The 14,346-nt window shown below is 27.7% G+C and carries 10 protein-coding genes, 1 other RNA gene and 1 pseudogene; 2 read left to right on the top strand and 10 right to left on the bottom strand.

Features of this window, described 5'->3' with window-relative positions:
• Positions 1–10: 10 nt before the first annotated feature.
• The 8 genes from ftsH to ffs form a co-directional block, all read right to left on the bottom strand.
• Positions 11–2,014, bottom strand: a complete 2,004-nt coding sequence (gene ftsH / locus I5Q57_RS04020; protein WP_246534725.1) for an ATP-dependent zinc metalloprotease FtsH — start codon at positions 2,012–2,014, stop codon at positions 11–13.
• Between the two features lie 29 nt (positions 2,015–2,043).
• A complete protein-coding gene (tilS, locus tag I5Q57_RS04015; RefSeq protein WP_215826917.1) occupies positions 2,044–3,300 on the bottom strand; it encodes a tRNA lysidine(34) synthetase TilS in 1,257 nt (418 codons plus the stop codon).
• 13 nt (positions 3,301–3,313) lie between these two features.
• Positions 3,314–4,288, bottom strand: a complete 975-nt coding sequence (locus I5Q57_RS04010; protein WP_215826916.1) for a DNA polymerase III delta subunit-related protein — start codon at positions 4,286–4,288, stop codon at positions 3,314–3,316.
• A 65-nt stretch (positions 4,289–4,353) separates the two neighbouring features.
• Positions 4,354–5,007, bottom strand: a complete 654-nt coding sequence (tmk, locus tag I5Q57_RS04005; RefSeq protein WP_215827048.1) for a dTMP kinase — start codon at positions 5,005–5,007, stop codon at positions 4,354–4,356.
• Between the two features lie 18 nt (positions 5,008–5,025).
• Positions 5,026–5,580: a recombination mediator RecR gene (gene recR, locus I5Q57_RS04000; protein WP_305849496.1), complete on the bottom strand. Its 555-nt coding sequence runs from the start codon at positions 5,578–5,580 to the stop codon at positions 5,026–5,028.
• A 75-nt stretch (positions 5,581–5,655) separates the two neighbouring features.
• Positions 5,656–7,464, bottom strand: a complete 1,809-nt coding sequence (dnaX, locus tag I5Q57_RS03995) for a DNA polymerase III subunit gamma/tau (RefSeq protein WP_215826914.1) — start codon at positions 7,462–7,464, stop codon at positions 5,656–5,658.
• 96 nt (positions 7,465–7,560) lie between these two features.
• Positions 7,561–8,016, bottom strand: a complete 456-nt coding sequence (locus tag I5Q57_RS03990; protein WP_215826913.1) for a nucleoside deaminase — start codon at positions 8,014–8,016, stop codon at positions 7,561–7,563.
• Positions 8,017–8,047: 31 nt separating this feature from the next.
• Positions 8,048–8,142: signal recognition particle sRNA small type (ffs, locus tag I5Q57_RS03985), an RNA gene on the bottom strand.
• A gap of 388 nt (positions 8,143–8,530) precedes the next feature.
• On the opposite strand from ffs, the pseudogene I5Q57_RS03980 reads away from it, so the two are divergent.
• Positions 8,531–9,637 (top strand): annotated as a pseudogene (locus I5Q57_RS03980) (IS3 family transposase).
• A 48-nt stretch (positions 9,638–9,685) separates the two neighbouring features.
• Positions 9,686–10,231, top strand: coding sequence for a UPF0236 family transposase-like protein (locus I5Q57_RS03975; RefSeq protein ID WP_215826912.1), 546 nt, complete (start codon positions 9,686–9,688; stop codon positions 10,229–10,231).
• Positions 10,232–10,583: 352 nt separating this feature from the next.
• Here I5Q57_RS03975 and serS read toward each other — a convergent pair whose 3' ends face one another.
• Positions 10,584–11,864 (bottom strand): serine--tRNA ligase, encoded by a 1,281-nt coding sequence (serS, locus tag I5Q57_RS03970; protein ID WP_215826911.1) that lies wholly within the window; start codon positions 11,862–11,864, stop codon positions 10,584–10,586.
• A 33-nt stretch (positions 11,865–11,897) separates the two neighbouring features.
• Positions 11,898–14,336, bottom strand: coding sequence for a DNA gyrase subunit A (gyrA, locus tag I5Q57_RS03965; protein WP_215826910.1), 2,439 nt, complete (start codon positions 14,334–14,336; stop codon positions 11,898–11,900).
• Positions 14,337–14,346 lie beyond the last annotated feature (10 nt).

Below are 14,346 nucleotides of genomic sequence, written 5' to 3'. Positions count from 1 at the left end.
CCACTGATTATTATTTATCTTCTTTATCATCAGCTTTAATATCTGATGATAAAATATCAGAATTTCTCCCTTTAGGTTTTGCTTCAATAACATGACCACGAAGTTCTTTTTCCCGAAATTCTTCTTGAGTTTTTTTAGCAGCTATTACATCTGGTGGTAACTTTTCATTTTCATCAATATATTCAATTTGTTCAGCAGTAATTGTTTCTAAAACTCTTAACGATTCAGCAATTAAATCTAAAATATTACGATGTTCTTTAATTACTTTTTTTGCTTCAAGATAACATTCATCCAAAAATTTATTAATTTCAGCATCAATTTTTTGTGCAATATCATCAGAAAATTTATTAGCACTATTAACACCCATATACTCATCTTTCCCACTTTCAAATTGTCGCAATCCCAAATCAGACATTCCAAACTCAACAACCATTCGGCGGGCAATATTAGTTGCCTTTTCTAAATCATCATGCGCTCCTGTAGTAATTTTTTCAGCACCAAAAATTAATTCCTCTGATGCTCTTCCACCTAAATAACCAGTAATCGTTGCCAAAAGATTATCACGGGAATGTAAAAAACTCTCTTCTTTTGGTGTCATAATCGTATAACCACCCGCATTTCCCCGAGGAATAATTGTTACTTTTTGAACTTTAGATGCATGTCTTAATTTTAACCCAATTAAAGCATGTCCCGCCTCATGATAAGAAACCACTTGCTTATCATTTTCGGTAATTGTTCTTGAAGTTTTAGCAGGTCCACCAACAACACGGTCAATAGCCTCATCAATATCGGCTAAATCAATAACAGTTTTTCGCTTTCGCACCGCTAATAATGTCGCTTCATTAAGCACATTTTCCAATTGAGCACCACTAAATCCTGGAGTTCGGTCAGCAATCCGATTAAAAGCAATTTTAGGTGATAAATTCTTATTACGAGCATGGAGTCGCAAAATTGCTTCTCGTTCACGAATATCTGGCAATGATAATTGAATCGTACGGTCAAACCTTCCTGGTCTTAAAAGGGCTGGATCTAAAACATCAACACGATTAGTTGCTGCAATGATAATAACACCAGCATTCGTCTCAAAACCATCCATTTCCACTAATAATTGGTTTAAAGTTTGTTCACCAGCTCCTGACCCCATTGATAATGAACGTTTTCTTCCCACAGCATCAATTTCATCAATAAAAATAATACACGGCGAACTTTTTTTCGCATTATTAAATAATTCTCTAACCCGTGATGCCCCTACACCAACAAACATCTCTTCAAATTCCGAACCAGAAATTGAAAAGAAAGGAACATTAGCTTCACCTGCTACTGCTTTTGCTAACAAGGTTTTTCCTGTCCCCGGAGGACCTTCTAACAAAACCCCTTTGGGTGTTCTTGCCCCCATTTGTGCATATCTTGTCGGATTTTTTAAATAATCAACAATTTCCACTAATTCTTGCTTTTCTTCATTTATTCCCGCCACATCAGTAAATCTAACTTTTGATTCTGTTTGGCGCGCTTTATTTTTCCCCATTGAAAAAGGATTCATTCCGCTGCCACCACCAGGAGAACGCATCATTCTTAAAGTAAGAAATATTGTTGCTCCAATTAATAATAAGAAAGGTAACATTCGCAATAATTCAGTTCAAAGACTTGATTCACTAGGGTTATATACCGTTGGTAATTTACCTTTAAAAATACTACTTAATTCTTCACCATTAAGCAGGTCGTTAACTGTTTTTCACATTGAATCAACTAAAACCATTTGAAATTGATAGCGTTGCCCATTATCTAACTTAAAAGTTCCAAATAATGTATAATTTCCTAATGATTGACCCATTTTTCAACTAACAGCAGTAATATTTTGGTCTTTAATTTTACCTTCTTTAAGTCAAATTTTAAGGTCATTAAAATCAGGATACTCATAACCGCCTTTTAAAAAGTATCATATTAGAATCCCTAATAATAATGCGAACAGTAAAGTAATAAAAATAAAACCTAAATTTCTTTTACGATTTTGCACAATCTTTTCCTCTCTTCATAATTACTAACTTATTTTAACATAAATCAATTACTTTTGTTTTCCAAATGATTAGCATCAACAGCCAACATTGGAATCGCAATTAATTGTTGATGACAATTATATATTACCGGTCAATTAATTCTTTGCTGAAAACTAATCTTATTGTTAATAAATAACCGATTAATTTTTTGGGTACCATTCTTAGTTTTAATTTTCTCATTAGACGCATTACACTTAACATAAATCGGAAACTCATCATTAGCAACAAAAAATCCCATTCCTTTAATATTACCATTATTTTTTAATTTTAATACTAAATAACGACTTTTAAAATTTTTTAAGTTAGTAATTGTATAACAATAATTATCCTTAATAGTTGGTTTACTTAAATATATAAATTCATATTCTTTAATAAAAATTCATTGATCATTTAATTTAATATGCATATTTGGCTTATTACTTTTAAGGACACCATTTAAAATTCTTTTTAAATAATTTTTAGTTACTAATTCATCATCAATTGTTAATAAATATTGATAAATTAACTTTTGTTGTCATTTTTCTTCTAATAATAAAAACGACTTGTAATTGGTTTTATTATCAATTGTCATTAACACCAATAATTTTCTTATTTTTTGTTGTTCTTCCTTTAAAAGGATATTTTTCTCATTAATTTCTTGTAATAAATTATTAATTTCAAGATTTGAAAAACAAGCAATTTTTTTCCGAATAACATTGCGTACATAAATATCCAATTCATTAGTAGCGTCAACTTGAAAATTTAATTGTTTTTTTTCTAAATAATCAAGAATCATTTGTTTTTTTACTTCTAACATTGGACGAAAAACTGTTAAATTTTTAATTTTTCGCTTAAAAGGTAAACCATAATATGAAACTAAACTTTTTCTTTGTTTTTGCAATAAATAAGTTTCTAATAAGTCATTAAATTGATGAGCAATAACAAGATTAAAAATCTTTTGATTTTTTGCTATTTTCATAAAAAAATCATAACGAATTTTCCGGGCTTGATTTTGAAAATTTTCTTTCTGATATTGTTCTGGTTTTACTCGTAAAACCGCATATTCAATATTATTTTTTAAACAATAATTAACAACAATTAATTCATCTTGCCAACTATTAGTTCTTTTTTGATAATTAATATGAGCAACAAAAATTTTAAATCCTGCTTGATACAAATTATCTAGCAAAAACATACTATCAGTTCCGCCAGAAATTCCTAATAAGTATTTTTCTTGAATATCAAGACTTTCATAAAATTTTTTCATAGTAACTCCATTTTTAAATTTTTAACATCATAATTATAAAGTAATCAACAAGTAAATTTTTATTAACAGGAAACTTTAATCTTTCTAAACATTCATAAATTACCGTTAAAAAATAATTTTGTTTATTAGCAATTTTGTCAGTAACTTCCTTAATAAATTTTTGTTGCGTAATAAAATATTGTGGAAGTTCTAAAAAACTATCTTTCATTATTAAAATTATTAATTTTCAAAATAAAGATAAATAATTTTTCTCTAATTTATTAATTTTACTAGACAATAAGTAATTATCTTCATTATTATCATTAATAAAATTAGTAATAAAGTCTAATGCTAGCAATTTGATTTCCAAAAATTTAGCATAATCCCCATTCGCAACAATTTCATTTCAATCAGAAAAACAATTACTTATTAGCTTAGCATCCTCAAAAGTAACTTTTCATTCATTAATAAGTTTTGTCATCACTATCTCAAAATCAATTGGTAGTAATGTTAAAACTTGACTGCGCGAAATAATTGTTGGTAAAACACGATTAATACTTTTACTAGTAAAAATAGCATATGTGTTAATTGGCGGTTCTTCTAAAAATTTTAATAAACTATTATTAGCTTCCAAACTGCCATCTTCAATATTTTGAATTAAATAAATCTTTTTATTTGTTACTTCTAACGAAGACAAACTAAATTTACTAATAATTTCACGAACCATTTCTTTTTTTAATTTTTCAGAACATAAATTTAAAATAACAAAATCAGGATAACTATTACTGATTACGCGTTGACAATTATTACATTTTCCCTCACACCAGATAACATCTTCACATATTAAGCGACAAGTTAAATATATTGCTGACTGATAATTAATTTCATCACTATTACTAGCAATAATTAGCGAATGCGGAAACATATTATTAATTAAATAATTTTCAATTGTCGTAATAAATTTTTTTGATAACATCTTAACATTCAACATTCGCGTATTTGACTCCATTAAATAGTTTGATTAATAATAGTTTTAAATAAAAAGTAAATAGGAATAAAATTCGTGATGCTTAACTAATTAACATTCATATTTAAAGTAAGCAAATGCTTTTGTACTAAAACTCACACTTGTTCAAAAACAATTTTTATATCTGGTTTAGCATTAATTGCTTTAATGCGTTGCGGATTCTGACTAAGTAAAATTCGATATCCTTCATAAACGTTTTGATGAAAGTCTAATTGTTCTAAATCCAAGCGATTTAATTCTGATGTCGTTCTAAAATCTTTAATCCGTTTTAAACCAATTTCTGGTTCAAGATCAAAAAAAATTGTTAAGTCCGGTTTAGCATTACCAATAATAGTATTTTGAATATCATTTAAAGTTATAATTCCTAAACCACGACCTAAACCTTGATAAGCTGAAGTTGAATCAATAAAGCGATCACAAATAACAATTTTATTATCTTGCAATGCTGGTAAAATAACTTCAACCGTATGTTGTCTTCTAGCAGCAATATATAACAACGCTTCCGTTCATTTATCCATTTCGGAATTTCCTTTATCTAAAATAATTTCTCGAATTTGTTCCGAAATTTTTACCCCTCCTGGTTCACGAGTTAAAATCACATCATAATTTTCTTGACGCAATTTTTCTTTTAACATTTGCCCAACAGTTGTTTTTCCCGAACCCTCAGTTCCTTCTAATGATATAAAAAATGGTTTTGAAATCACAATTTTAATTTCTCCTTACGATAATTTTTTTCTACCTTCTAATGACTTTTTTAATGTAACCTGATCAGCATAATGAATTGTTGCTCCTACTGGTAAACCGTGAGCAATTCTAGTAATTGAAGCATCAGAATAATTTTTTAATAATTCATTAATGTATTGCGCTGTTAATTCCCCATTAATTGTTGGACTAGTAGCAATAATTATTTCTTGTCACTTTTTATTACTAACACGAGTTAATAATAAATCTAAAGATAAATCATTTGGTGAAATACCTTTTTGTAAATCAATTTCTTGCATCAAAATATGATACATGCCATTAAATAATTGATGATTTTCTAATGCTCATAAATCTTGCCAATTATTAACAATGCAAAGCACATTTTGTTTCCTTTTCGTATCTTGACAAATCGTACATATTTTTTCATTACTAATATTATTGCATTGCCTACATAATATTAATGAGTCCCATAATTCTTGTAATGTGGTAACTAAACTATTAATAAAATCCGATTTTTGCAAAAATATTTGTAAAGCCATCCGTTCAGCATTCTTTTTCCCTATTGCTGGGATTTTTTTTTAGAATATCAAATAACTTTTCTAAAACTTCAGGATATTGCATTGTCATTTACTTGATTCTCCTTTAAATTAGTCAATTAAGATAATATTATCAAATAATTCTTGCACCGTTTGATAAACTGAATTATCTAATAACTTCTCTTTGAGAATAATATCTTCTTCTTGACGATAATAATCTTTAAAATTAAGCGCATATGGCGTTGGTAACTTATTAGCAATTCGTAATTGATAATATTCTTGGCGAATATATGCTAATTCTGGCGTATGAACCGCCATAATAATTAAATTTTTCGTAAGCAAAATATCTTTCAAAAATTCTTGCATATTTTTAGTAAAACTATAATTATTAATAATTGTTGCTTGGCGTTCAATAGGACAAGATAAAATAATTGCCCCCTTCATGGCGGCGACAATTGTTGTATCAACTAACATTTTAGCAATCTTATGAAACGAACTATTAGTTAAATACTCATTAACCAAATTTCAACGATTACTATATTCTGTTCTTAAGTACTTATCAGCTTGCGATAAAACATTAAGATATTCCGTCATTTCTCAAATAAAAGGTTTATTAATAACACTAATATTATTAGTTTCAGAAACATTTTCATCTTGATTTTCACTATCATTTTGTGGTATAATTATTTTATTGGTCTCTGATTTTAAATCATCAATGACTACTGATAACTCAGAATCATTTAATGTTAATGATTCTTTTTTATTGTCAACTTGCTGGCTTTCAACAGTAGTAATTATTTCATCAGGATGACTAACCTCAGTCGTTACTATTGAAGCCATATTTTGAAAGTAATTCATATTTTTAAACGAAGCAATTTCAAAATACATTATTGCATTGTTACTAAAACGATAATTATTTAACGCCTCTAAGTAATTTTCAATAATTTTTAATAATTGTTCTTGTGTCAAAATACTAAACGGTAACGAATCATCAGGATCTAAAATCATTAGTATTTCTTTATTAGTAGTACCTTTATAAATAATAATTTCTTTACAAATATTAATTAAATCAATTGTTAAATTATTAATATCAACACCAACTTGAAGAAAATTATTAATAGTTTGCAAAACTTTTAATGTCTTATTGTTAATAATATCTAACAAAAAAGCAATTTTTTCAGCTTTACTTGGAATCATAAAAAGCATATTAACACTTGCTAAATTAACAACTTCACGATTATAAGCAATTACTTGCTCTAAAATACTTAATGAATCACGAACCGCTCCCGAACTTAAAAGCGCAATTTGTTCTAAGCCATCTTTTTCATAAGGAATTTGTTCTTGTTCTAACACTGTTATTAAATTTTGCACTAAATTATTTTTATTAACTAATTTAAAATCAAATTTTTGACAACGAGAAACAATTGTTAAAGGAATTTTATATACTTCTGTCGTTGCTAAAATAAAAATCGCATGTCGTGGTGGTTCTTCTAATGTTTTTAATAAAGCATTAAAAGCACTAATCGTTAACATATGAACTTCGTCAATAATATATACCTTATATTTACAAAGGGATGGTAATAACGAAATTTTTTCTTTTAATTCTCTAATTTCATCAACACCATTATTTGAAGCACCATCAATTTCTAATAAATCAAGACAAGAATTATTATTAAAACTTTCACAAATATAACATTCATTACAAGCTTCACCATTAATTATTTTTAAACAATTAACAGTTTTAGCAAATACTTTAGCAATTGAAGTCTTACCAACCCCTCTTGGTCCACAAAGCAAATAAGCATGACTAAATTTATCATTAATAATTGCATTTTGTAACGAAGTTACAATTTGATTTTGACCAATAATTTTGCTAAATTTATTGGGACGATATTTTCGATATAGCGTTAAATATTTCATTTAGTAATCCACCCTTTATACTTATTAAGATTATACTCTCAATAAAATTATATAATATTATGGCAGTCAAAAAAATTTTATTTACAATTATTATTATTAATTTTTACGAACTTCTTGAAAAAACCTTTGTAAAATTTGTTTTACCGGCAATTCTAATAACCCTTCATCATATGAAGCCTGATGATTAAACTTATTTTTATCTAATAATTGATTTTGGGAAACAACAGTGCCAAACTTAGGATCACTAACAGCAAAAAAAACTTTTTTTATTCGCGACTGCAAAATCGCTCCTGTACACATTAAACACGGTTCTAAAGTTGAGTATAAAACGCAATCATTTAGTCTTCATTGACCTAATTTTTTAGCGGCATTAGCAATAGCAATCATTTCCGCATGCTCCAACGGATTATTATTAACTTCTTTAGAATTATAACCTTGACCAATAATAATACCATTGGGGTCAACAATTACTGCTCCAACGGGAACATCACCATTTTGATATGCGATTTTAGCAAGGGATATGGCTAATTTCATATATTTAATATGTGGCATTTTTTTACTCCTATTTTATTAATTTATTTTAGCATAAAAAAATACCACTACACATAGCACTTCTCCTTATGGCCGCTACTTTCGTCCTGACCAGATTCAGAGGTTACCATTGTAATGGTTATTTTAATTATAATGCATAATTAGGAAAAATAGCAATAAATTTTTTTAATTTTGTAGAAAACTCTTGATATTTATTGAATATACTTAATTTTAGGTATATTTTTAATATGATAGAGGTGAACAATAATTATGGAGAAAATAATTCAAGAACTAGTAAATACTGGTCGCGTTTAGTTTTCTTAGGTATTTTTAAAAAAATAAAAAATAATCATTTACTATAAATTATTTATAAATTATTTCAATATGCAAATTAAGTATATATGTAGAAACCATATACATATGACAAGATTTCGGTTTCTACAAACTTGCTGTTTGGATAGGTTACAATAAGTTGGACCATATTTATGGGGACTTTCAAATAAAATAAAATTATTAAGAAAGTAGGAAGATAAAAATGGGGAAAAACTCATATTCAAATGAATTTAAAAAACAAATTGTCATGCTTTATCAAAACGGAAAAAGCATTGTTGAAATTATTAAAGAATACGGAATTTCAAAATCAGCCATATATTCAGTGAATTGAAAATTTTAATAATTTTGGGTCATTTAAAGTGCAAGATAATCGCGCTGTCGAAGAAAATGAATTAATTTACTTGCGAAAAGAAAACCAACAATTACGAATGGAAAATGACATTTTAAAGCAAGCAGCACTGATAATAGTCAAAAAATAGGAATTATTAATAATAAAGAAAAATATTCCGTGCTAAAAATGTGTCAAATATTAAAAATAGCAAAATCAACATATTATTATCAAACTAATAATTTTGTTAAGTATGATATTAATAATTATGAAGAAGAAGTTATCAGTGCATTTAATAAAAGTCGTAAAATTTATGGTGCTCGTAAAATTAAAGCTGTTTTAATGAGAAAAGATATTATCTTATCACGTCGAAAAATCAGATTCCTTATGATCAAAAATAATTTGGTTTCTAAATACACCAAATTAAAATATCGTAATCATAAAACAATGGTTAATAATGACCAAATTAGTAATGTTTTAAATCGTCAATTTAATAACAAAAAACCTAATGAAGTTGTTGTTAGTGATTTAACATATGTGCAAGTTGGAGGAAAATGACATTATATTTGTTTATTAATTGACTTGTTTAATCGATAAATAATTGGCTATAGTGCCGGACCAAACAAAACCGCTGAACTAGTTCAACAAGCTTTTCATAAAACAACACGACCATTAAATAAAATAACTTTATTTCATACTGATCGTGGTAATAAGTTCAAAAATAAAATCATTGATGAAATTTTAATAACCTTTAATATTAAAAGATCATTGAGTGCGAAGGGTTGTCCTTATGACAATGCTGTGGCTGAAACAACTTACAAAACTTTTAAAACGGAATTTATCAAGGGTAAAAAATTTGAAAATTTAACACAATTAAAATGCGAATTATTTGATTTTGTTAATTGATATAACAACATTCGAATTCACGGCAGCCTAAATTATTTAACGCCTGTTGAATTTAGAAAACAACAGTCTACATAAAAAGTGTCCTAAAAAGGGTTGCCATACCACAATAAGAAAAGAAAGAAATTGAAAAATAAGAGAACTACATTCTTTATTGGTAAGGATAAAAGATTACCCACTGAAGACTTATCAAAAAGATTATTTAAATTAGGAACATTATTTTATGAAAATTTTGAGAATGCTAAATTAGTCGTTGGAGGTGATGGCGCAACTTGAATTAAACAACTAGCATCTTTTATGGGAGCTAAATATATTTTAGATCGATATCATGCTGTAAGAGAATTAAGAAAAGTATTCTTATTTTCAAAGTTATATCATGGTGAAGAACTTTTTCAAAAAGCTATTAATTATTTTTATTCTGGTGATTATGACAATTTAATGGAATTATTAAAAATTTATGCCCCGAAAGAAATATTTAAGTACTTTAAAAATAATCGAGTTGGCATTATACATCAAGGAGAAAGTTGGAATATTGGAGTATCAGCTGAATCTGATGTATCTAGATTAGTGAAATCATGTCTAGGCTATGGAAGTAAGACATTTTCGCTGGCCATACTTAAAAAAATGCTAAATGGAAGAACATATAAACTAAACAATAATTTTTTAATTTAATATTTTCAAAAATGTGCAAATTTAATAAGTTTGTAATTTTTGTTTTGCAGTTTTGATTAATAAATATACAATAAATTTACAATTGAATGAAAAAGACTTTTTTTCATTCTCTACATCTTTGTTATACGCCCGCGGTATTATATTTTAATATATAAAAAATTAAAGTAAAAATATTAATTTTACATAAAAGCCTTTTAAAATTATCAAGTTGATGATTTTTTTTATTTTATCAAGAGTTTTCGACAAAATTAAAAATAAATTTTAAAATCTTTAATCTAAACTATCAATTAAATCCAATCAATAAAACAAAATTCTAAAAAAAAGATGTTTCACGTGAAACATCTTTTTTTACTTAAACGGTAATCTTTTCTAATCCTCCTAAATACTTTTGCAATATCTTAGGAATCACAACCGTTTTACCATCAGATTGATAATTATTTTCTAAAATTGCCGCTACCAAACGATCAACTGCTAATCCCGACCCATTTAATGTATGAACTAACTTAGCATTATCTTGCGGCTTTGCTTTATAACGAATTTTTCCTCTTCGAGCTTGAAAATCTTCACAATTAGAACAAGAAGAAATTTCACGATATTTATTTTGTGAAGGCATTCAAACTTCAATATCATAAGTTTTCGCAGCACTAAATCCTAATTCACCCGTACAAAGTTCAATAACGCGGTGTGGTAGTTCTAAAAGTTCTAAAATTTTACAAGCATCATTAGTTAACTTTTCTAATTCATCATATGATTGTTCTGGTTTAGTAATTTTAACTAACTCAACTTTATGAAATTGATGCAAACGAATTATTCCCCGCGTATCTTTACCAGCTGCTCCCGCTTCAGAACGATAACAAGTGGTATAAGCACAGTATTTTAACGGTAACTTATGACCATCAATAATTTCATCTTTATATAAATTAGTTATTGGTACTTCTGCCGTAGGAATTAAATAATAATCTTTTTCTTGTAATTGAAATAAATCCTCTTTAAATTTAGGCAGATTTCCCGTAGTAATTAATGAATTTGCATTAACAATTGTTGGCGGAATAATTTCCTCATAACCAGATTGATAATGAACATCTAACATTAAATTAATTAAGGCACGAACTAAGCGGGCACCAGCGTTTTTATAAATAACAAAACGACTACCAGTTATTTTTGTTGCCCGAATAAAATCAATAATATCTAAATCTTTCGCAATATCTCAATGCGTATGCGTTGATTTTAAAGCCTTGTTTTCATTTCATTTTTTAACTTCAACATTATCGGCTTCACTTATCCCAATAGGAACAGTAATTTCAGGAATATTTGGTGTTTTTAATAACAAATCCTTAATTTCACTTGCAAAAACTAGTAATTGCTGTTTTAATGTTTCAATTAATAACTTATTACTTCCCAAATCTTCTTTTAAGACTTCAATTTCATTAGTTTTCTCTTTTTGTATTAATGATGCAATTAATTTTGATTGTTTATTATGTTCTGCTTGCTTTTGCTCTAATTTAGTAATAATTTCTTTGCGTTCCATATTTAATTGTTTAACTTTTTTTAAATACAAAAAATCAGCATTTCTGGTTGTTAATCTTTTAATAACTTCATCAATATTTTCTGATAAATAATTTATATCAATCATCTTAACAAACCCTTTCTTATTTAAATAATAATTCTAGTTAACAGAAATAATAGCACTAGTTTTTATCTTTTGTTCTGATTTTAACTTAATTAGTTTAACACCACTACTATTTCTTTGAGAAATTTTCATTTCACTCAAATTAACACGAATACCAATACCATTATTCGTAACAATTAACATCTCTTCATCACCTTTAATAGCTTTAATCGCAACAATATCACCGGTTTTAGGAGTTAATTTCATTGCTTTAACACCTTTAGTAGCTCTTTTTGTTAAACGAAATGACTGCAAAGGCGTTATTTTACTTAAACCATTTTCAGAAATAGTAATAATATTACTTCCCGTCGCACTAGTACAGCCCCCAATAACAAAGCAATCATTATCTAACATAATTCCTTTAATTCCTGTGGCTTTTCTTTGTAATAAACGAATTTCCTTTTCATTAAAATGAATTGCTTTACCATTACTAGTAGCGATAATAATTTTCGTATCACCGGTTGTTAATAAAACTTCAACAAGACTATCATTAGTCTTAAAATCAATTGCAATTTTACCTGTTTTACGAATTGAATCAAACTCACCAATAGCAGTACGTTTCACAATCCCATTTTTAGTAATAAAAAATAAATACTGTTTACTATTTTCTGAATTTACGGCAATTAAAGTTTTAATTTTTTCTTTTCGTTCAATATTAATTAGATTAATAATTGGCGTTCCTCTTGATACGCGTGAAAAACTACTAATTTCATAAGCTTTTAAACGATATACTTTACCAACATCACTAAAAAACAAAATATCATCGTGCGTATTAGCAATAATAATTATTCTGGTATCATCGGTTTCACCTAAATTTATTGTATTAACACCCGTCCCACCGCGTTTTTGGGTACGATATTCATCTAAATTTAACCGCTTAATATAACCATTTTCAGAAAAAATAATAACTACGGGTTCATTTTTAATTAACGATATTTCATCAATGGTAATATCCTCTTCATCACTAGTAATAATTGTTCTTCGCGGATCACCATAATTATTTTTAATTGTTATTAACTGCTTACTAATAATTTTTGTTTGTTCACTGACATCTTGTAAAACTTTTTGACATTGAGCAATCTCATCATTTAATGTTTGTAATTCTTCTTCTAATTTAACTTGTTCTAAACCAGTTAATCTTTGCAAACGCATTTGTAAAATCGCTTGAGCTTGAATTTTACTTAACGCAAATTTGCTAACTAATTTGTCAATTGCTTCTGTTGGTGCATTTGCTTTTTTAATTAAACGAACAATGGCATCAATATTAGATAAAGCAATAACTAATCCTTCACAAATATGAGCACGGTCTTGATTTTTTTGTAATTCAAACTTAGTTTTTCGAAATAAAACAACAAATTGATGTTCTAAATATGCTTGTAAAATTTGAAGTAAATTCATAAGTTTGGGACGACCATTATTTAAAGCAATTAAATTAATTGAATGTGTTGATTGTAACGGCGTCATTTTATATAACTTATTCAATAAAATTTTACTACTAACATCATTTTTTAATTCCATTACTACTCTAATCCCTTCGTGATTAGATTCATCGCGTAACGCATAAATACCTTGAATTTCTTTATTTTTTACTAAGTGCGATATTCTTTCAATTAAGCGGGTTTTATTTAATTGATACGGGATTTCATTAATAATTAAAGCTTTACGACCGTTTTTAAATGTTTCTTCAATTACTTTTCCCCGTACCGTAATCATATCACGACCTGTTAAATAGGCTTTTCTAATTCTTTGATTACCAATAATACTTGCTCCCGTGGGAAAGTCTGGTCCTTTAACAATATCTTGTGAAATTAATTGTTCAATTGTAACCTGAGGATTTTCCAACACATAAATTAAAGCATCAATAACTTCATTTAAGTTATGTGGCGGAATATCAGTTGTAATACTAACAGCAATTCCTTTTGAACCATTAACTAGTAAGTTAGGAAAAGATGCTGGTAATACTTTCGGTTCTCGTTCGGTACTATCATAATTATCAACAAAATCTACCGTATCCTTATTCATATCATTTACTAATTCATTAGCTAATTTACTCATTCGTGATTCCGTATAACGCATCGCGGCTGGATTATCGCCATCAATCGAACCAAAATTCCCTTGACCATCAACTAACGGATAGCGTGATGAAAATTCTTGTGCCATTCTTACCATTGAATAATACACAGCAGTATCACCATGCGGGTGATATTTCCCAATAATTTCTCCCGTAATTCGGGCTGATTTTTTATATGGTTTGTCATAAGTTATTCCTAAATCATACATAGCATATAAAATTCGGCGATGCACTGGTTTTAAACCATCACGAACATCAGGAATCGCTCGAGAAACAATAACTGACATTGCATATTCTAAAAAGCTTTCTTGCATTTCTTTACTAATATCAATATCTTTGACATTATGTTGCTTATCTAAATTCATTTATTTCACC

Source organism: Spiroplasma endosymbiont of 'Nebria riversi' (genome assembly GCF_018831625.1).
Classification (GTDB): domain Bacteria; phylum Bacillota_I; class Bacilli_A; order Mycoplasmatales; family Nriv7; genus Nriv7.
The sequence above is the reverse complement of the archived record's forward strand: the minus strand, read 5'-3'. Positions and strand labels throughout refer to the sequence as shown.